The sequence below is a fragment of the Pseudarthrobacter sulfonivorans genome, from assembly GCF_024391045.1.
Lineage (GTDB): Bacteria > Actinomycetota > Actinomycetes > Actinomycetales > Micrococcaceae > Arthrobacter > Arthrobacter sulfonivorans_B.
In genome coordinates, this window is the sequence record NZ_JANFCZ010000034.1 from 18,867 (window position 1) to 38,234 (window position 19,368).

Genomic DNA, 19,368 nt, shown 5'->3' on the forward strand with positions numbered 1-19,368 from the left:
GGGGCCGGGTGCAGGACGGGCCTTGGAGCGCGGGCTACAAGTCGGCCTCAACAGGCCGGTTTGTGGAACCTTGGTTGTTCCTAGACTCCTGCGGTTACCTTGGCGGCCGCAGCGTCAGAGACGTCCTGGGTCTCGAACGGCAGTTCATCCAGGTCTAGCAACGGGTTCTCATCCTGTGTGGCCACAAGTTCCCTGGCTTCCGCCTGGGTATCCACACTCGGCATGGAGCCGGGCAGGGGGCGCTGGGCGGATTCCTTGAGGAAGTAGATGGCCACTGCCCCGATCGCGGAGGTCAGCATCAGGTAGTACGCCGGCATCATGTCGTTGCCCGTGGCGTTGATCAGTGCTGCCACGATGAACGGCGTGGTGCCGCCGAAGATGGCCACGGCAAAGTTGTACGCGATGCCCATGGCGCCGTAGCGGCTGGACGTCGGGAACTGGGCCGGCAGGGCCGAGGCCAGGTTGGCCACGTAGAACGTCACCGGGAAGGCGATCAGTGCCAGGCCGAGCAGCGTGGACCAGATTTCGCCGACACCAATCAGCATAAACGCCGGAGTGGCCAGTACAACGGTGCTCACGGCGCCAATCCAGAGGACAGGCCGGCGGCCGATCCGGTCGGACAGCTTACCCGTCAACGGGATGCACAGGCTCATGACAACCAGGACAGGGATGGTCAGCAGGGTGCCGTGGACCTCGTCATAGCCCTTGGACTCGGTGAGGTAGGTGGGCATGTAGGAAGTCAGCGCGTAGCCAGCCGTGTTGGCCGCGGCGACCAGGACCATCGCCACGATGATAGAGCGCCAGTAGGCCTTGACGATGCCAACCGGTCCCTTGGCGGCGGCGTCGTCTGCAGAGGCAGCGTTCTTGGCAAGGTCCTCCTGGGCATCCAGAGTGGCCTGGAACTGCGGCGATTCCTCGATCTTGCTCCGGAAGTAAACCGCGATCAGGCCGAGCGGGCCCGCGATGAGGAAGGGAATACGCCAGCCCCAGTCTTCCATGGTGGCCTGGCCAAGCGTCAGCTGCAGGACCGAGACCAACGCAGCGCCGATGGCGAACCCCAGGTAGCTGCCAAGGTCCAGGAAGCTGGCGAAGAAACCACGGCGCTTGTCCGGGGCATACTCGCTGACGAACGTGGTGGCACCGGCGTACTCGCCGCCGGTGGAGAATCCCTGGACCACCTTCAGGAGCACCAGGAGAGCTGCTGCCCACAGGCCGATCTGCGCGTAGCCCGGCAGCAGGCCGACGGCGAACGTGCTGGCGGCCATGATCATCAGGGTGGTGGCCAGGATCTTCTGGCGGCCCATCTTGTCCCCGAGCCAGCCGAAGATCACGCCGCCGAGCGGGCGGGCGATGAACGTGGCAGCGAAGGTTCCCAACAGGAACAGGGTCTGTGTGGTGGGATCTGACTCCGGCAGGAAGACAGGTCCCATGGTGGTGATCAGGTAGCCGAAGACGCCTACGTCGTACCATTCCATGGTGTTACCCACGATGGTTCCGCCGAGCGCTTTTTTCAGCATGGGCTGGTTCACCACGTTGACGTCGGACTCTTTGAGCCGGCGCCGCTTGAGGATCTTAGGTTTACGCACACCTGCGGGGCCCGTAAGGCTCGCGGAGGGTGCGTTTTTCGGTAATGCATTGTTGGTTCCGCCGGCGCTGTTGGCGCCTGCTGAAGAGTCGGTCGTGCTTCGGTCTGTGGGCATTTGGGCAACTCCTGGGGAGGTCATTTGCTTGCGACTTGTAGCTGCCCCGCTCCGGGCAGGCCTTCAATTTTACGCGAATTCCGGGACAATCGGGAGTTTTATCGCGTAAGATGCCCGCTTTCAGGCCCCTTGGAGGCGCCATCCCGGATTTCTTTTCGCCCGTTTGGCCGCGCCAGCACTGGGATACCGGGCGGTATAGGCGATCGTTACCTAATCTTTTTCTGCAAGCCGGCCTGTTCAAGCTTTTTGGCCCGACTTTCCGGGCCAAAAGTGACCGGGACCACGGGTGGCCGGGCGCCTCTAAGCGGCCCGGTGCCGGTGCCCGGCGGGGGTTCCCAGCACGGGCCAAGCTGCCTATTGTTGTGCCATGGGAACACTAATTTTTGAGTAGGCGGACGCCTGCGGCCCGGCATTCGGGCCCATCCTCCGCCGTGAGCTCCTCAGACACCCTGACCCTCCTCAGAAAGGTTCCACCCATGACTGATCAAAACACCCCCGCCGGCACCGGTCCCGATTCAGCTTCCGAAGCGCCGTCGGGAGACACCTCACAGCCTTCGCCGGACAACCCCACCGGCATCCGGGCCGGCCTGACGGAGGCGCAGCGGGCGATGCTGGATAGCAAGTCCCGCGGCGGCGGTTCCGGGCTGCAGAGCGTCGGCAAGAACCACAGGCCCACCCACGCCAGTGGAAAGCAGGGGCCCACCGAGAAGAAAGTCCGTTGGTAGTCCGCCACAGAACCTGGCTGGGACTCCACATCGGTACGGAAAGGAAGAAAAATGGCTGAGCAGCACGCTGCACCGCGGATCGAACCTGAGGTTGCGGACCACCTCGCGGCCGCCATGGATGTACAGTCCACGCCCGGGCCGGCCACCATCGCCGTGACCAAGGCGATGGCCGGAGAACAGCACTGGCCGGACGGGAACGGGAAGATCCGCCACCCCAAGGACCGGGACACCGGCCAGGGACGGGCGGGCCACGAGGCTGCCGTCACGGCTGTGCACCGGACCGGCCGTCCGCAGATGCCGCACTCGTCCTGACACTCCGCGGCTGACCTCGGGACACGCAAAATACCAAGCGACACGAAAGACGGCCTGGCGGACATCCGCATCCGGGAGTCGCCAGGCCGTTTCCGTGTCCTGGAGGAAGCACGCGCGTCGCCGGGCCAGCCCCTAAGCCTCAGGCACGACGTCGTCCGCTGACTTATCGAGCCGCCACCCGCGCCATACGGGGTGCCTGAGCTTCCCCGAACCAGTCCAGTCGCCGAACGTCACCTCACCCACCAGTCGCGGCGTGACCCAGCGGGCATCGGACGCGTCCTCGCGCGGCACGTCGTCGAAGGGCGAGGTCTTGCGGGCCAACGCATCCATTTTCTGCCGGAGTTCCGCCAGTTCACGGGTGCTGAACCCACTGCCCACCCGGCCCACGTAGCGCAGGTCCTTGCCCTCGGGGATGCCCACCAGCAGCGAACCAACGGAGCTTTGCCGGTCGCCTTTGCCCGGCCGCCAGCCGCCCACCACCACCTCCTGGGTCTGTTCCAGCTTGATCTTGATCCACGTCCGGGTCCGCTGCCCGCTCACATAGCGGCTGTCCGTCCGCTTGGCCATGACGCCCTCGAGCCCCAGTTCCCGCGCGCTTTCCAGGATGTGTTCGATCTTCTCGTCCAGGACGGGCGACAGCTCAACCGGACAGGCAGACGGCCGGTGGAACGCTTCCAGGCGCTTCCGCCGCTTCTCCAACGGCAAGGGGCGGAGGTCCTCCCCACCGTGCGACAGCAGGTCAAACAGCATCAGCCGAACGGGGATCGCGGCACGGGCCTTCGCCACGTCACCGGGCCGCGTGAGTTTCATGCGCCCCTGCAGCACGCCGAAGTCCGGCTTCCCGGAAGGCCCGACGGCGAAAATCTCGCCATCCGCGACGAACGCCCCGTCCGGCCAGCACTCGCGGTCCGTCAGCTCCGGGTAAGTTGCGGTGACGTCGTTCCCGTTCCGGCTGACGATCCGGACCTTCCCGGCATCTCCGACGATGAGCGCGCGGACGCCGTCCCATTTCAGCTCGAATTGCCAGTCGCTGCCCTGCAGGTCCGCGGGAGTTCCGGCGGTGGCCATCATGGGGCTGAAGTCCTGCGCACGGATGGGCGTAGCGTCAACCGCCGCTGGCTTACCCCGTACAGGCGCACCGGGGGCAGGCGGGGCTTTGGCGGCCTCCTCTGCGCTGGCGGGCTCCTCCACGTCCGGACCCTCCTCCACCCCCGCACCCTCCTCCGCCCCGGACCGCCGGGGATGAAACGTGTGGTGGTCCTTGTCCATGAGGTGGATCAGCCACTGCCCTTCGGCGTCCCCACCGCGGCCGCGGCCGGTGTGGATCAGGGCGAACTTCTTGGTCCCGCCCAGGCCGCCCCCGTCCGCCCCGGTCAGGGTGGCGATGACTTCCCGGCCGTTGATCCACTTCTCGAGTTCGTACGTGCCGTGGTCCCAGATGGTCACTTCGCCGGCGCCGTACTGGCCCTTCGGAATGGTGCCCTCGAAGCTGCCGTAGTCCAGCGGATGGTCCTCGGTCTGGACTGCCAGGTGGTTCTTGCCGCCGGACTCAGGAACGCCTTTCGGCAGCGCCCATGAGACCAGCACGCCCTCGTGTTCGAGCCGGAAGTCGAAGTGCAGCCTGCTGGCGTGATGCTCCTGGATCACAAAGGTATTGCCGCTGCCCGAAACGCCGGTGAATGGTTCGGGCGTTGCCTCGGGATCCCGCATCGAACGGTACCGCTCCAGGCGCCGGTGCGCGCCGCCGTCGTGCGTTGCTTCTTCGGTGCCCCCTGGGTGCCCGCCGCCGTGCTCGACGGCGGCGAACGGGTCCTTGCCCTCCTTCACCCTGCGCAGGACGGCCAGATAGTCGAGGTGCCTGAGGTGGGGAGAGCGGAGCTCACGCCAGGTCCGCGGGGCCGCCACCATGGGATGGGGCCGGCCGCGGAGGGAGTAGGGGACGATGGTGGTTTTGGCCGCGCTGTTCTGGCTCCAGTCCACCAGGACCTTGCCTGTGCGGAGGGTCTTCTTCATGTCACTGACGGCGAGGTCCGGATGGTCCGTCTCGAGGGCGCGGGCCAGCTCGTGGGCGAAGGCCGAGATCTGGTCCGAGGTCTGGCTTCCGTCCAGGCCGGCGTACAGGTGGATGCCCTTGCTGCCGCTGGTGACCGGCACCGGGTCCAGGCCCACGTCCTGCAGGATGGTGCGGGCCAAGAATGCCACTTCCGCGCACTCGGCCAGCCCGGCGCCGTCGCCCGGATCCAGGTCCAGGACCAGGCGGTCGGGATTGAGCTGGTTGCCGTGCGAGTCCACCTGCCATTGCGGCACGTGGATTTCCAGGGAGTTGATCTGGCCGAACCACGTCAGCGTGGCGGGGTCGTTGACCAGCGGATAGTAGATGGTGCGTTCCTTGTGCGTGATGGCTGCGCGGGGGAGCCAGCCGGGCGCCGAGTCCTCCAGGTTCTTCTGGAAAAACACTTCCCCCGGCTTCTCCGCCGTGCCCACACCGTTGACCCAGCGCTTGCGTGTTGCCGGCCGGTTCGCCGCAGCCGGGATGAGCACGTGGGCCACCGCGGAGTAGTAGGCGAGGACGTCGGCCTTGGTGGTGCCGGTCTCCGGGTAGATGATTTTGTCCAGGTTGGTGAGGGTCAGTTCGCGCCCCGCCACCCGGACGCGTTCCTTAGGACCGGCCATGGGTCTTCACCTCTGGCCTGCGGTGATGTTCACTTGAGGGATGAGAGCCATCTGGAAAGGTGCCATCGCGTTCGGCCTGGTCAACGTGCCCGTGAAGGTCTACAGTGCCACGGAGGACCACGACATCAGCCTCCACCAGGTCCACAATGCCGACGGCGGCCGGATCCGCTACCAGCGCCGCTGCGAGGTGTGCAGCAAGATCATCGACTATTCGGACATTGAAAAGGCTTTCGAGGAAGACGGCCGGACGGTGGTCCTGTCCAAGGACGAGCTCAAGTCCATCCCGGCGGAGAACAGCCACGAGATCGAGGTGGTCCAGTTCGTCCCGTCCGAGCAGCTGGAACCCATGATGTTCGAGAAGAGCTACTACCTCGAGCCGGATTCCAAGTCGCCCAAGGCCTACGGGCTGCTGCGCCGGGCGCTGGAGGACACCGACCGGGTGGCCATTGTCCAGTTCGCGCTGCGCGAGAAGACCCGCCTGGGCGCGCTGCGTATTAAGGACGATGTGCTGGTGCTGCAATCCCTGCTCTGGCCCGACGAAGTGCGTGAGGCGAGCTTCCCCGCCCTGGACGAGACGGTCCGGATTTCCGCCCAGGAACGCGAGATGTCCGCCGCGCTGGTGGAGTCCATGGCCGCGGATTTCGAACCCGAACACTTCACCGACGACTACCAGGTCCAGCTCCGGAAGCTGATCGACGCCAAGCTGGAACAGGGCGACTCGCTGGACACCGACGAAACGTTCGGCGCGGAAGCCGGCGACGGCGGAAAGGGCGAGGTCATCGACCTGATGGAGGCGCTCAAACGCAGCCTCGACCGGAAGCGCGGCGGTGCCGCGGCGGCCGCATCGTCCGCGTCCTCGGCCGATGACGATGAGTCCGACGACGATGAGTCCGAAGACCAGGCGGACGACGGCGGCACTGAAGAGAGTGCCGGCGGCTCGCGGGGGAAGACTCCCGCCAAACCTGCAGCCAAGAGCGCCGGGACCAAAACTGCGGCGGGGAGTACGGCCACCAAAGCCCCGGCCGCCAGGTCCACCACCGCGAAGTCCGCCACAGCCAAGACAACCACAGCCAAGACAACCGCCGCCAAGACCACTACTTCCAAAACCACTACCGCGAAAACAACCACCGCGAAGTCCACAACTGCCAAGCCTGCCGCGAAGGCGCCCGCAGCGCGGGCCAGAAAGGGCGCCTGAGGCGGTTGTTGAGCGGGCGGTCGGCGAGGGCGCTAATCCAGCGCGCCCGGCAGTAACGGCGATGGCCGCCGCCTAGGAGTTCCGCAGGGCGGAGATGAGTTCGCTCTTCTTTTTGGCCGAGTATCCGGTGAGGCCAATTTCCTTGGCTTTGGCCTTGAGCTGCGGGACGGTCCAGTCTTCGTAGTCTCCTGATTTGCCGCCTTTGCGGCCAACCGCCGAACGGCCCTTTTTGGCTGCCGCGTTGGAGATCCGCGCCGCCTTCTGCTTGGACGCCCCGTCCTCGCGCAGTTCCTCATAGAGCTCAGGATCCTTCAGGCTGGGATTTTTCTTTTCCGGCATGGCATGCTCCTTCAAAGGCCGCTGAGGTTCCGTCTTCGCTGGTCAGTCTTCACGCTAATTCCGGGCCCAGGCAAAAACAAGGAACCACTAAGTTTGCTTGCTTTTCAGTTTGCCTGACGGCCACAATGGGCAGAATTGCAGCCTCCACTGTGCCAACAGCGTGCTGTCACTCGAAACCTGTCAACGGAGATGGAGAGGGGCGCCGAAATGGACGACAAAACGGCCGTGGACGAAGCCGACCGGGCATTGAAGCAAAAGCATCGCGCCATGTGGGCCTCCGGGGATTACCCGGCCCTCGCCAGTGAGCTTGTCAACGACCTTGGGGCCATCCTTGTTGAGGCCGCGGGTATCAAAGCCAGGCAGCGGGTCCTCGATGTGGCTGCCGGCGCCGGGAATGCGGCCATCCCCGCGGCCATGATGGGTGCACAGGTGACTGCCAGCGATCTGACCCCGGAACTCTTCGACGCCGGTCGGCACCAGGCAGCCGACCGCGGCGTTGAGCTTGACTGGGTGGAATCCGACGCCGAGGCCCTTCCGTTCGGTGACGACGAATTCGACGCCGTGATCTCCTGCATGGGCGTGATGTTCGCGCCGCATCATCAGGCGGGCGCCGACGAAATCGTACGCGTGTGCAAACCTGGTGGCACCATCGGGCTGCTCAGCTGGACGCCCGATGGGTTCATCGGGAAGATGTTCGCAGCCATGAAGCCCTTCGCGCCGCCCCCTCCGCCCGGGGCCCAGCCGCCGCCGCTGTGGGGCAGCGAAGACCATGTGCGGGAGCTCTTTGGCGAACGGATCACGGACAGTCACGCCGAAAAGCGGACCCTGGCCGTCCACAGCTTCCACGAACCCGCGGACTTCCTGCGCTACTTCAAATCCCACTATGGCCCCACCATCTCGGTTTACAAGTTCCTCGGCGAGGACCAGGAGAAAGTCAAAGCCCTTGACGCGGCCCTCACCGAGCTTGCCGACTCGTTCGGCGATGCCCACGGCGATGCGGCGTGGCAGATGGAATGGGAATATCTGATCTTCACCGCCAGGAAGGCACGGGCATGAAAGAGAACTTCGTAGCAACGTCCAACGTCACCGTCGACGCGCCGGCCAGCCGGGTGTGGGACGTCATCACCGATCCCGCCGCCGTGAAGGAGTTCATGTTCGGGGCGGACCTGGTGACCGACTGGACCGTAAGCAGTCCCATCGTGTGGCGTGGCGAGTGGGAGGGAAAACCCTACGAGGACAAAGGAACCATTCTCGAAGTGGAACCCGGCAGAAAGCTGGTCCACACGCATTTCAGCCCGCTCGGCGGCGAAGAGGACAAGCCGGAGAACTACCACACCCTGACCTGGACCCTGGAAGAGCAGGACGGCGGGACCAGTCTCACGCTCGCGCAGGACAACAATGCCAGCGAAGAGGCCGCCGAGCACTCCCAGGGCATGTGGGACATGCTCGTCGCGGACGTCAAGAAGATCGCCGAGCGCGGCCAACCCAACTGACTCGCACTTAACGTCGTGGAACCGCGGAATGGCGACGCTAAGTGCGAGCCAGTTGGGCAGGCGGCGGGATTAAAGTGAGCGGCCGCCGTCGTACGTTCCCCACAGAGGAGAGAAGTACGACGGCGGCCGCGCGGCTTTGGTGCCTCAGCGGGTGTAGCCGCTACTCGGCGTCGTGATCCGTTTCCAGGATCTGGACCAGACGCTCGAGGGCGTCGTCCGCGCCGGCACCTTCGGCGCGGAGCACCACGACGTCGCCGTGGGATGCGCCCAGGCTCATGAGGGACAGGATGCTGGCGGCGTCCATCGCCTCGTCAACAGGCTCGCCTTCACGGGCGATGGTGATGTCCAGGTCGAACTCGCCGGCGGCCTCGGCGAAGATGGCGGCGGGGCGGGCGTGCAGGCCTACGCGGCTGGCGACGGTTGCGGTGCGTTCTGACATTGTTGCTCCTTTTGTCTACCGGCGCCTGGTGCTTCGGGCGCCGCGAATCGTTGGTTGGTACGGCTGGGTCAGACAGTTGCGGGAACGGTCTCCACGCTAGCAGCGGGTTCCGGCTGTTTGACCGCCCAGCGCTTGAGGGCGATGACTGCCAGTGCGCTGACAACGGCTCCGGCGACGATGGAGATCACGAACATCGCCAGGTTGCCGATGGCGAAGAACACGAAGATGCCGCCGTGGGGAGCCTGGGATGTGACGCCGGTGGCCATGCACAGCGCCCCGGTGAGTGCGCCGCCCAGCATGCTGGCGGGGATGACGCGCAGCGGGTCGGCTGCGGCGAACGGGATGGCGCCTTCGGAGATGAAGGATGCACCGAGGAGCCAGGCCGCCTTACCGTTTTCGCGCTCGGCCAGGCTGAAGAGCTTCTTGTCCAAGGTGGTGGCAAGCGCCATCGCCAGCGGCGGCACCATGCCTGCAGCCATCACGGTTGCCATGATCTGCCACGGTGCCTGGTTGGTGGCGCTGCCGGCGCTGAGCCCGGCAACGGCGAACGCGTAGGCAACCTTGTTGACCGGACCGCCGAGGTCGAAGCACATCATGAGGCCAAGGATGATTCCGAGGACCACAGCGGAGACGCCGGTCATGCCGGTGAGCCACGAGTTCAGTGCGGTGGTGATGGCGGCAATGGGGCCGCCCAGGACCAGGAACATCAGGCCGGAGGCAAAGATGGATGCCAGGAGCGGAATGATCACCACGGGCATCAGGCCACGCAGCCAGCGCGGTACCTGCCAGGTCCCGATGAGGTGGGCCATGTAGCCTGCCAGCAGGCCGCCGACGATGCCGCCGAGGAAGCCGGCACCCATGAACCCGGATACAGCACCGGCGACGAAACCTGGTGCGATGCCGGGCCTGTCGGCGATGGCGTAGGCGATGTAGCCGGCCAGCGCGGGGACCAGGAAGCCCATGGACAGGGCGCCGATCTTGAACAGGACGGCGCCGAGGTAGATCGCCAGTCCGCCTTCCGGAAGGTTGCCGAAGTTGTTCGCCAGCACCACCTTGTCCGCGACGCTGGTGATGTTGTACCCACCGAGCAGGAAGCCCAGGGCGATCAGGAGGCCGCCGCCGGCCACGAACGGGATCATGTAGCTGACGCCGGTCAGCAGTGCGCGCTTCAGCTTCTGGCCGATGTGCTCGCCCTTTTCGGCTTCAGCCTGCTGGGCCTGCTCCTCCGCACCGAAGTGCGGCACCCGGCGGGCGTGCGGGTCGGTGGCAGCGGCGAGCGCTTCCTGGACCATCTTTGCGGGCTCGTCGATGCCGCGCTTGACCGGCGCGTTGATGACAGGCTTTCCGGCGAAGCGCTCCTTGCCGCGGACGTCCACGTCGACGGCGAAGATCACGGCGTCCGCCGCGGCGATGACTGCGGGGTCCAGTGCCTTGGCACCCGAGGAGCCCTGAGTTTCAACCTGCAGGTCCACGCCCATTTCCTGGGCGGCGGCCACCAGCGAATCGGCGGCCATGTAGGTGTGCGCGATGCCGGTGGGGCAGGCCGTGACGGCTACCAGGCGCCTGGGACCCGACGCGGCGCCGGTGGTTGGGCCGGTTGAAGCCGCAGCAGCACCCGCGGCGGAGGCGCCGGAAGCAGCACCCACAGCCACAGGCACAGCGTCGGCCGCTGCCGGGGCAGCGTGGGCGGCCGGCTTGTCCGCTAGCGCACCGTCCACGAGCGAAACGATTTCCTCACGGCTGGACGCTGCACGCAGCGCTGCCGTGAAGTCCTTTTTGATGAGGGACCGGGCCAGCTTGGACAGGAGCTTGAGGTGTTCCTGGTCCGCGCCGTCCGGGGCTGCGATGAAGAAGACGAGGTCGGCCGGGCCGTCCTTGGCGCCGAAGTCCACCTTCGGGTTGAGCCGGGCCATGGCCAGTGTGGGTTCCACGACGGCGGCCGAGCGGCAGTGCGGGATGGCGATGCCGCCGGGGATGCCGGTGGCCGTCTTCTGCTCACGGGCGAAGGCGTCCGCGAAGAGGCCTTCAACTTCTGACGCGCGGCCGGTGGCAGCTACTTTGCTGGCCAGGTACCTGATCACATCCTCGGGCGAGGTGCCCAGGTTCTGGTCGAGCTCGACCAGTTCGGTGGTGATGAGCTGAGTCACTGTCAATCCTTTCGAAGGGCCGTGATGGTTACGGCATCCGGGGTGGTTTGGTGGACTGCCGGGACAGTGGAGCCCGGCAGGGAGGCGGCGGCGGCACCGTGGGCCACCGCCTGACGGAGGCAATCGGCCGGGGCGGCGCCCCGGCCGTGGGCGAGCAGATAGCCAGCCAGCGATGAATCGCCCGCACCGACCGTACTGACCGCGGCGACCGGCGGATGCGTGGCCAGCCACGCGCCGTCGGCCGTTACCAGGACAGCTCCCTTGGACCCGAGAGTTGCCAGTACAGCACCCACACCGGAACGCACGACGGCGGCGGCGGCCGCTGCGGCGGCCTCCGGATCCGCTTCAAGTTCCTCTGCGGTTAACGCCGTGGCGTAACCGGCTGCAGCAGCCAGTTCCGCCAGTTCCTCGGCGTTGGGTTTCAGGAGGTCCGGCATGCCGGCACTGCCGCCCGAGATGGCGGCGGCGAGGGGCTTGCCGGACGAGTCGACGGCGATCCGCGGGGCGGCGCCGTCGGCGGTGGAACGCAGGCGCTGCGCCACCGTGGCATAAAAGTCGGCAGGGAAGCCGGGCGGCAGGGAACCTGCCAGGACCACCCAGCTCGCACCGCGGGCGCGCTCCAGGAGCAGGCTGACCAGGGCCTCCTGCTCGTCGACGCTCAGCGTGGGCCCGGGCTCGTTGATCTTGGTGGTCACGCCGCCCGGTTCGGTCAGGGCCACATTGGTGCGCAGCGGTTCGTCGATGGGAAGTGCCGCGAAGGGAACTTTGTCGTGGTGCAGGCCGGCCAGGACCGGATCACTGTCGCCGCCGGGAAGTACGGCGATGGTCTCCAGCCCTGAGGCGCACAAGGCCCGGGACACGTTGACGCCCTTGCCGCCGGATTCCTGGCTGACGGAGACTGCGCGCTGGACTTCGCCGCGTTCCAGGGGGCCGGGGAGGGCCACCGTGCGGTCCAGGCTCGGGTTGGCCGTGAAGGTGACAATCATGCGATCACCACGTCAACGCCGGCGTCGGTCAGGGCGGCTGTGAGTTCCGGGCCGGGCTCGCTGTCTGTAATCAAGGTGTCCAGATCTTTCAGTGAGGCGAACTGGACCAGCGTTTCCGCGTCCAGCTTGGAGGAGTCGGCCAGCACCACGATGCGGCGCGCCGACTGGACGAAGGCTGCCTTGACGGCGGCTTCTTCAGGATCGGGAGTGCTGAGGCCAAAGTGTGCGTGGATGCCGTTGGTGCCGATGAACGCGATGTCCGGGCGCAGCCGCTGGGCGGACTCCACGGTGCCCTGGCCCACGGCTGCCTGGGTGAGGCCGCGTACTCTGCCGCCCAGGAGCTGGACTGCGATTCCAGGTGCGCTGGCCAGCCTGGCGGCGATGGGGACGGCGTGGGTAATGACCACCAGTTCGGTAGCTGACGCCGGGTTGGTGTGCGGTGCGCCGGAAGCGGCGCCGGTGGCCGTGCCGTTGGCCGCGGCTCCGGAAAGCACGACGGCGGGGCGCCGGGAGAGCAGGTCGGCGAGCGCCTCGGTGGTGGAGCCGGCGTCGAGCAGGATGCTTCCCGACTTCCCCTGGGGGATCAGGGCGAGTGCTGCCTGGGCGATGCGCAGCTTCTGGTCCGGCCGCTGGATGGTCCGTTCGTTGATGCTTTCCTCGGAGGTGCTGAACCGGTCCGCGGCCACGGCACCGCCATGGACCCGACGGACGGTGCCGGCGGTTTCGAGGGTGGCGAGGTCGCGGCGGATGGTTTCGGTGGTGATGCGGAAGCGCTCGGCCAGCATGGTCACGCTGACCCTGCCGGTACCGGTAACAAGCTCGGCAATCTGCTGCTGGCGCTCCTCGGCGAACACGTACCCTCCGTTGCGTAAAGTGCTGAAATTCCTGTGACTGGCATCACGTGATGTTGAATTACTTGACTTTATCTTCGAGTGTGTTGGTTTGTCAACGAAAGCCAAAAAAACACAGAAGCCCTCGGAGTTTTTGTCCACTTATTGGCCGTTTGACGGCTCGACAGACGCGTTAAGTGGACAAAAACTCGCCGGCAACCGTTGGCGAGGGCGCGCCGGTGTTGATCGGGGGCGCAAAAAAGCCGGGCCGGACCGCAGTGGTCCGGCCCGGCTGGCGGGGTTCATGGTGACGCGTCCGTCCGGGACCTACAGTCCGGCGTCGCGGCTTTCGTTGCGGGTGATGCGCTCGCCGGTGTTGGGGTCAACCACCGAGCGGGTTTCGCTGATGCGGCGGCTCCGGCCCGGCGACGCCAGGATAAGCGAGGCGATCAGGCCGATGACACCCACGGCCATCAGGATGTACCCGATCAGAACCTGGTCCACGAAGGGAATCAGGCCCGGAGCGACGGCCCAGGCCAGGATGGCGCCGAGGGCGATGAGGAAGATGGCGGAACCGATTCTCATGACTTGCTCCTTGTTGTTCGAGTACATGTGGTGCCGAACTGATAAGCATGCTGTGCTCTCACGCTACAGCCCTGCCCTGCTCGATTCAATGACCATCAGCCCGTGCCGCGGCGGCACGTCATGGCTGTTCAGCGGCCTGTGTGCAGCCGCCCGGGGTACGCATGGCTAGGCTGGACCGATGGAGACAGTTGTTTGGTCCAAGCCGGAAGCCGAGCGGGACGGTACGCCGCTGCTGGTCCTGATGCACGGCTACGGCACGGATGAGTCCCGGATGGTGCGGCTCTTCGAATATCTGCCATCCGAATTCACGTGTGCTGCGCTCCGGGCTCCCATGGTGATCGGCGATCACTACGGGTGGTTCCTGCTGGACTACTTCCTGGCCAACGATTTCGCCGACGTCATCAGTGCCACCAACGCCGTCCATACCTGGATCGGCTCGGTCAAGGGGCGTCACAGCAGCGTGAGCCTGCTGGGCTATTCGCAGGGTATGGCCATGGCCAGCACCCTCCTCCGCCTCCACCCCGACAGTTACAAGGCGACAGTGGGGCTGTCCGGCTTTGTGCTGGAAAACGAACTCCTTTCCCTCACCGACTCCTTTGAGACCCCGCCACCCTTCTTTTGGGGGCGGGACAAAGCAGACCTCGTCATCAACGAGGACGCCACGGAGTACACGGGACAGTGGCTGGACAAGAACACCCGGCTGACGGCCCGGACGTATCCCGGCATGGGCCACGCGATGAGCAAGACCGAGATGGTGGACGTCAGCGCGTTCCTCCGCCATTACGTTCTCAGTTGAGCGTCAGATTTCCGCGGTGAGAGTTTCCGCGGTGACGGGCAAAGTTATCCCCGGCTGACGCTGTCAGGTTGTCACAGGGCATCATCGCCTTCATCATGGAAGAAGACGATTATCAGCACCCGCCGACCCGCCGTGATTTATGCCATGGCCCTTAGCCGCGCCTGCTGATCCAGCGGACACCGTGGCCCGCGATTCCCCACCCCGCCTTTGCGCACCGCCGCCCACTGGCGGAGTCCCGCCCAGTGTTTACCTGCTTGTTGATTTTCCGCACTCCTGAGCTACGCCCCCCATGGCTGCCCGCCGTCTGAAAGGACATTGCGCATGACTGACGTTCTAGAAACCCGGAACTCCGCCTGGACCAGCGCTTCCGCGATCCTGTTCGACCTCGACGGCGTGCTCACGCCCACGGCCACCGTCCATGAACAGGCGTGGAAAGAACTTTTCGAGAGATACCTGGCGTCCCGGCCCGACGTGCCCGGCTACCGCGAGGAAGACTACTTCGACCATATCGACGGCAAGCCGCGGTTCGACGGCGTCCGGGACTTCCTGGCGTCGCGCGGCATCGTGCTCCCGGAGGGGGACGAGGACTCATCTTCCGGGGATTCCGCCCAGGTAACTGTCCAGGAACTCGGCAACCGCAAGAACCAGGTCTTCAACGACATTGTCAGTGCCGGCGTCGAGCCTTTCGAAGGTTCGGTGCGCTTCCTGGAAGCCGCAGTGGCGCGCGGACTGAAGGTCGCCGTCGTCTCCTCCTCCCGGAACGCTCCCGCGGTGCTAAAAGCGGCCGGCCTGAACGGGCATTTCGAAATTGTGGTGGACGGAGTGGTGGCCGCTGCCGAGGGCCTGCCCGGCAAGCCGAGCCCGGCCACCTACACTTACGCAGCGCAGTTGCTGGGATTACCCAGCGCGGAATGCGTGGTGGTGGAGGATGCAGTCTCCGGTGTCCAGGCCGGCCACGCGGGCAGCTTCCACTCCGTGATCGGCGTGGACCGGGGTGCCGGAAGGGAGACCCTGCTCGAAGCCGGCGCCACCCGCGTGGTCAACGACCTCCAGGAACTCCTCTAGCCAGTCCCGCCCGCGGGTAGCCCCGCCGGCCGCGCAGACACCCGAACGCGCACCACCAGACCAGCACCACCGCCAAAAGGATCGCAACAGCATGGCTCTCATCACCGCTGACCGTGAACGGTTCCCCGACACCCCCTGGCAGCTCGTGGAAACACATCACGAACCAGGCAACGCCGGCACTTTGGAAACGCTCTTTGCCCTGGGCAACGGGCACCTTGGCATCCGCGGAGCCCACTGGGCGGCGGCCGACGCCGAACTCCCGGGCAGCTTCATCAACGGCCTCCATGAGATCTGGGATATCAAGCATGCGGAGAACGCATTCGGCTTCGCCCGCACCGGACAGCGGATCATCTACATCCCCGATGCGAACAACTTCACGGTAATCATCGACGGCGAAACCCTCTCGCTCGCGGAATCGGACGTCCTGGACTACCGCCGGACAGTTGATTTCGCCACCGGCATCTACGAATGCCGCGTCACCTGGCAGTGCCGCTCCGGTGCCGCGGTGACCACCACCGAACGCCGCGCGGTTGGCTTCGCCTCGCGCGGCAGCCTGGGCATCTCGCTGGAGGTCGCCTCCGACCGTGAGGTTTCCGCCGACGTCACGTCGTCCGTCATCAACCGCCAGGACCAGCCTGTGGAGGACCACTCGGCGCACGACCCGCGCCGCGCCGGCCGGCACGCGGGCAGGGTCCTGCTGCCGGTCCGGATTGACGGCGGCGACGGCTCCCTCCGCCTGTCCTGGCAGGCAGCGGAATCAGGGCAGCGGGTGGGGATGGCCGTGGACCACTGGACCTCTACGGGCCAACAGTGCTTTGAAACGCTCGCCGGTGAAGATGACAGCAGCGTCCGCTACGTCCTGGCGGTCCGGGCCGACGAGCCGTTCCGGCTTGAAAAGACCGTCAGCTACGCCGCAGGCCCCGGTGTCCAGGACTCCGAGCGGGATGCCGCTGAAACCGCCGAAGCCGGGCTCCGGCCTGTGGAGGACATCTTCGACGAGAGCCGGGAGCACTACCGCGAGTACTGGGCCACGTCCGACATTGTGGTGGGCGGCCAGCCCCAGCTTCAGCAGGCCATCCGCTGGAACCTGTTCCAGCTGGCACAGGCAACGGCACGGGCCGACGTCGCAGGCATCCCGGCGAAGGGCGTGACCGGTTCGGGCTACGAGGGGCATTATTTCTGGGATCAGGAGGTCTACCTCCTGCCCTACCTCACCTACACCAACCCCGACGCCGCCCGCCAGGTTCTGGAATTCCGGCACCAGATGCTTCCGGTCGCCAAGGTCCGGGCCAAGGAGCTCAGCGTGGACGGGGCCCTTTTCCCGTGGCGCACCATCAACGGCCTTGAAGCCAGCGCCTACTACGCCGCCGGTACGGCACAGTTTCACATTGCAGCCGCCATCGCGTTTGCCACGAGCCGTTACATGTGGGCCAGCGGCGACGAGGCGTTCCGCGAAGGCATGGGCGCGGAACTGCTGATCGAAACGGCCCGCATGTGGGCCTCGCTGGGTTTCTTCGGCAAGGACGGGCTCTTCCATATCCACGGCGTCACGGGTCCGGACGAATACACGGCGGTAGTCAACGACAACCTGTACACCAACGTCATGGCCCGCTTTAACCTGGGCGCCGCCGCTGCCGTGGAACACCCGGCCATCGATGAGGCCGAGCGCCAGCTGTGGGTGCAGGCTGCCAACCGCATGCAGCTGCCGTTCGATGAAGACCTGCAGGTCTATTCGCAGGACAACGACTTCATGACGCTCGAACCCTGGGACTGGACCACGCCCCGGTCAAAGTACCCGCTGCTGCTGCACTTCCACCCGCTGGTGATCTACCGGCACCAGGTGCTGAAGCAGGCGGACACCGTCCTGGCCATGTTCCTGCAGTGGCAGGACTTCACGGCCGAGGAAAAGCGCCGCGCCTTCGATTTCTACGACCCCATCACCACCGGCGATTCCACCCTCTCCGCCTGTGTGCAGGGGATCATGGCCGCCGAAGTGGGGCATCCGGAGGCGGCTTTGGAGCACTTCACCAACGCGGCGTTCATCGACCTGGATGACACCCATGGCAACACCATCGACGGCGTGCACATCGCGTCCACCGGAGGGGTATGGAGCTCCCTGGTCTGCGGGTTCGCGGGGCTGCGGGACCAGGGCCACATGCCCTTCTTCAATCCGCGGCTGCCGGCTGAATGGGGCGCGCTGACCTTCCACCTGAAGGTCCGCGGGCGCCTGCTGCTGGTGGAGCTCGACTCCGGCGCGCTCACCCTCAGCATCCGAAGCGGCGGCCAGCTGGACGTGGATGTCCGCGGCCAGGTTCTACGTGTCGGTCCCGAACCGGTCCGCGTGGCACTGGCACCTTTCGAGTGCCCCGAACCGACGGTGTTCCCCAGCGGACCGCCGACGGCGAGCCTTCCGATCGTGCACGCCCTCGGCTGAGGCCCCTGCCGGGAGCGCTCCTCGGCTTTGCCGTCCGGCAGGCACGGCGCATATTGCCAAGCAGGCTTAGGGTTAATGCAGGGCCGCGGCCAAACCGCCGGCGGACCGACGTCCTACAGAAGCAGAGGTGACCATGCCCAAGCGCAGCAATCCCGCAGTACGTATCGCTCAGGAAACCGCCCACAACGCCATGTTCGACGCTGAGGGCAAGCCGAAACCCGGCGTCCACAACATGCTCCTGCGGGCGGTCGAAATCCAACGGCCGTTGGTCCTCGCCTACGTTCGGCGGCTCCAGCGCAAGCACCCCCGCGCCAGTGCGGCAAAGCTCGCGGAAATCCTGGAGCGGGACTACCTGCGGGCGGTGACCGGCGGCGGTGCGATCGTCGGGGCAACAGCCGTTGTGCCCGGCGTCGGAACGGTGGCGTCCCTGGGACTTTCCGCCGCTGCCACAGTTGGCTTCCTCGAGGCCACGGCGCTCTATGCCACCTCGCTGGCGGAACTCCACGGAATCCGCCTGACCAATCCCGAAAAGGCCAGCACCATGGTGATGGCCATTATGCTCGGCGAAGAGGGGACTGCCCTGCTCGGAACGCTCAGCGGGCAGGCCATGGGCAAGGGAACCAGCCCCACCAAGGTGTGGGGAAACGCGCTGTCCAAGTCCATGCCCACCGGATTCGGGGCCATTCGGAGCAAGATCCAGAAGGCCTTCCTCAAGAATCTGCTCAAACGCCAGGGCTCAGCGTTCCTTGGCCGGGCGCTCCCGTTCGGCATCGGCGCAGTGGTGGGCGGTGCAGGCAACCTCATGATGGGCCGGGCCGTGGCATCGAACGCGAAGGAAGCTTTCGGACCCATGCCGGTTACCATTCCCGGAGAGCTCAAAGCCACCGCTGACAGCACAGACAACAACAGCACGGCTCATCATCACAAAACCCTGGAGGGTACCAACCTTGGATCTCAACGCTGACCTCGGCGAATCGTTCGGCTCGTGGAACATGGGCGACGACGCCGCGATGTTCCCCCTGGTGACCAGCGCCAACGTGGCGTGCGGCTTCCACGCGGGGGACCCCGTCACGATGCTCGACAGCTGCCGGGCCGCCTTCGAGCTGGATGTGACCGTGGGGGCGCACGTGGGGTACCGCGATCTGGCCGGCTTCGGCCGCCGGTCCTTGGACATGTCCTTCGATGAGCTTTTCGGCGACGTGCTGTACCAGCTGGGGGCGCTCGACGGGGTGGCGCACGCCGTGGGTGCCTCCGTTGACTACGTCAAGCCGCACGGTGCCCTCTACAACCGCCTGGTGCACGACGCAGAGCAGGCTTCCGCGGTGGTGGCAGCCATCCAGGCCTACGATCCCGGCCTGCCCATTCTCGGCCTGCCGGGCTCGCAGCTGCTGATCCAGGCCAAGGAAGCCGGGCATCCCGTCTTTGTGGAGGCCTTTGTCGACCGCGCCTACCAGGCCGACGGCACGCTGGTGCCGCGCTCGCAGGAAGGAGCAGTCCTGCACGACGTCGGTTCGATTGTCGAGCGCGCTGTCCGCCTCGCGACAAAGGGCGAGGTGGTGGCATTGGACGGCACCGTGGTCCAGGTCAGGCCTGATTCCCTGTGCATCCACGGGGACACCCCCGGAGCCGTGGAGATGGCTGCCGCGGTC

At 66.0% G+C, this 19,368-nt stretch carries 18 protein-coding genes; 10 read left to right on the top strand and 8 right to left on the bottom strand.

Features of this window, described 5'->3' with window-relative positions; all coding sequences use genetic code 11:
* Positions 1-80: 80 nt before the first annotated feature.
* A complete protein-coding gene (locus tag NQJ30_RS17415; RefSeq protein WP_255771461.1) occupies positions 81-1,700 on the bottom strand; it encodes an MFS transporter in 1,620 nt (539 codons plus the stop codon).
* A 476-nt stretch (positions 1,701-2,176) separates the two neighbouring features.
* Between NQJ30_RS17415 and NQJ30_RS17420 the strand changes: the two genes are divergently transcribed.
* Both NQJ30_RS17420 and NQJ30_RS17425 read left to right on the top strand, forming a co-directional pair.
* The gene (locus NQJ30_RS17420) at positions 2,177-2,425 is read left to right on the top strand and encodes a hypothetical protein (RefSeq protein WP_255771462.1); all 249 of its coding nucleotides are present in this window, start codon (positions 2,177-2,179) and stop codon (positions 2,423-2,425) included.
* Between the two features lie 51 nt (positions 2,426-2,476).
* Positions 2,477-2,737 carry a hypothetical protein gene (locus NQJ30_RS17425; RefSeq protein ID WP_255771463.1) on the top strand — a complete coding sequence of 87 codons (261 nt, stop codon included), beginning with the start codon at positions 2,477-2,479 and terminating at the stop codon, positions 2,735-2,737.
* A 132-nt stretch (positions 2,738-2,869) separates the two neighbouring features.
* Here NQJ30_RS17425 and NQJ30_RS17430 read toward each other — a convergent pair whose 3' ends face one another.
* Positions 2,870-5,410: an ATP-dependent DNA ligase gene (locus tag NQJ30_RS17430; protein WP_255771464.1), complete on the bottom strand. Its 2,541-nt coding sequence runs from the start codon at positions 5,408-5,410 to the stop codon at positions 2,870-2,872.
* 40 nt (positions 5,411-5,450) lie between these two features.
* Between NQJ30_RS17430 and ku the strand changes: the two genes are divergently transcribed.
* Complete coding sequence (gene ku, locus NQJ30_RS17435; protein WP_255771466.1) at positions 5,451-6,605, top strand: non-homologous end joining protein Ku; 1,155 nt, start codon at positions 5,451-5,453, stop codon at positions 6,603-6,605.
* A gap of 72 nt (positions 6,606-6,677) precedes the next feature.
* Here the strand turns inward: ku and NQJ30_RS17440 are convergent, their stop codons facing one another.
* Entirely contained in the window at positions 6,678-6,944 is a 267-nt protein-coding gene (locus tag NQJ30_RS17440; RefSeq protein WP_255771467.1) for a DUF7218 family protein, read from the bottom strand.
* 207 nt (positions 6,945-7,151) lie between these two features.
* On the opposite strand from NQJ30_RS17440, the gene NQJ30_RS17445 reads away from it, so the two are divergent.
* Both NQJ30_RS17445 and NQJ30_RS17450 read left to right on the top strand, forming a co-directional pair.
* Positions 7,152-8,000 carry a class I SAM-dependent methyltransferase gene (locus NQJ30_RS17445; protein WP_255771469.1) on the top strand — a complete coding sequence of 283 codons (849 nt, stop codon included), beginning with the start codon at positions 7,152-7,154 and terminating at the stop codon, positions 7,998-8,000.
* Complete coding sequence (locus tag NQJ30_RS17450; protein ID WP_255771471.1) at positions 7,997-8,437, top strand: SRPBCC domain-containing protein; 441 nt, start codon at positions 7,997-7,999, stop codon at positions 8,435-8,437. Before NQJ30_RS17445 ends, NQJ30_RS17450 begins: the two co-directional genes overlap by 4 nt.
* 160 nt (positions 8,438-8,597) lie before the next feature.
* On the opposite strand, the gene NQJ30_RS17455 is transcribed toward NQJ30_RS17450, so the two are convergent.
* The 5 genes from NQJ30_RS17455 to NQJ30_RS17475 all read right to left on the bottom strand — a co-directional run bounded on the left by NQJ30_RS17455 (position 8,598) and on the right by NQJ30_RS17475 (position 13,424).
* The gene (locus NQJ30_RS17455) at positions 8,598-8,876 is read right to left on the bottom strand and encodes an HPr family phosphocarrier protein (protein WP_255771472.1); all 279 of its coding nucleotides are present in this window, start codon (positions 8,874-8,876) and stop codon (positions 8,598-8,600) included.
* Between the two features lie 68 nt (positions 8,877-8,944).
* Entirely contained in the window at positions 8,945-11,023 is a 2,079-nt protein-coding gene (locus tag NQJ30_RS17460) for a PTS fructose transporter subunit IIABC (protein ID WP_255771474.1), read from the bottom strand.
* Between the two features lie 2 nt (positions 11,024-11,025).
* Positions 11,026-12,009 (bottom strand): 1-phosphofructokinase family hexose kinase, encoded by a 984-nt coding sequence (locus NQJ30_RS17465; protein WP_255771475.1) that lies wholly within the window; start codon positions 12,007-12,009, stop codon positions 11,026-11,028.
* Positions 12,006-12,863: a DeoR/GlpR family DNA-binding transcription regulator gene (locus tag NQJ30_RS17470; RefSeq protein ID WP_255771476.1), complete on the bottom strand. Its 858-nt coding sequence runs from the start codon at positions 12,861-12,863 to the stop codon at positions 12,006-12,008. The genes NQJ30_RS17465 and NQJ30_RS17470 overlap by 4 nt, the downstream gene beginning before the upstream one ends.
* A gap of 303 nt (positions 12,864-13,166) precedes the next feature.
* Complete coding sequence (locus tag NQJ30_RS17475; protein ID WP_255771478.1) at positions 13,167-13,424, bottom strand: DUF6458 family protein; 258 nt, start codon at positions 13,422-13,424, stop codon at positions 13,167-13,169.
* Between the two features lie 178 nt (positions 13,425-13,602).
* Here NQJ30_RS17475 and NQJ30_RS17480 point away from each other — a divergent pair, with 178 nt between their 5' ends.
* The 5 genes from NQJ30_RS17480 to NQJ30_RS17500 all read left to right on the top strand — a co-directional run.
* A complete protein-coding gene (locus NQJ30_RS17480) occupies positions 13,603-14,220 on the top strand; it encodes an alpha/beta hydrolase (RefSeq protein WP_255771479.1) in 618 nt (205 codons plus the stop codon).
* Between the two features lie 321 nt (positions 14,221-14,541).
* Entirely contained in the window at positions 14,542-15,285 is a 744-nt protein-coding gene (locus NQJ30_RS17485) for an HAD family hydrolase (protein WP_255771480.1), read from the top strand.
* A gap of 91 nt (positions 15,286-15,376) precedes the next feature.
* The gene (locus tag NQJ30_RS17490) at positions 15,377-17,719 is read left to right on the top strand and encodes a glycoside hydrolase family 65 protein (protein ID WP_255771481.1); all 2,343 of its coding nucleotides are present in this window, start codon (positions 15,377-15,379) and stop codon (positions 17,717-17,719) included.
* A gap of 133 nt (positions 17,720-17,852) precedes the next feature.
* The gene (locus tag NQJ30_RS17495; protein ID WP_255771482.1) at positions 17,853-18,683 is read left to right on the top strand and encodes a hypothetical protein; all 831 of its coding nucleotides are present in this window, start codon (positions 17,853-17,855) and stop codon (positions 18,681-18,683) included.
* Positions 18,667-19,368, top strand: a 702-nt coding sequence (locus NQJ30_RS17500; RefSeq protein ID WP_255771483.1) for a LamB/YcsF family protein, incomplete at its 3' end; no start/stop codon positions are given. The genes NQJ30_RS17495 and NQJ30_RS17500, both read left to right, overlap by 17 nt.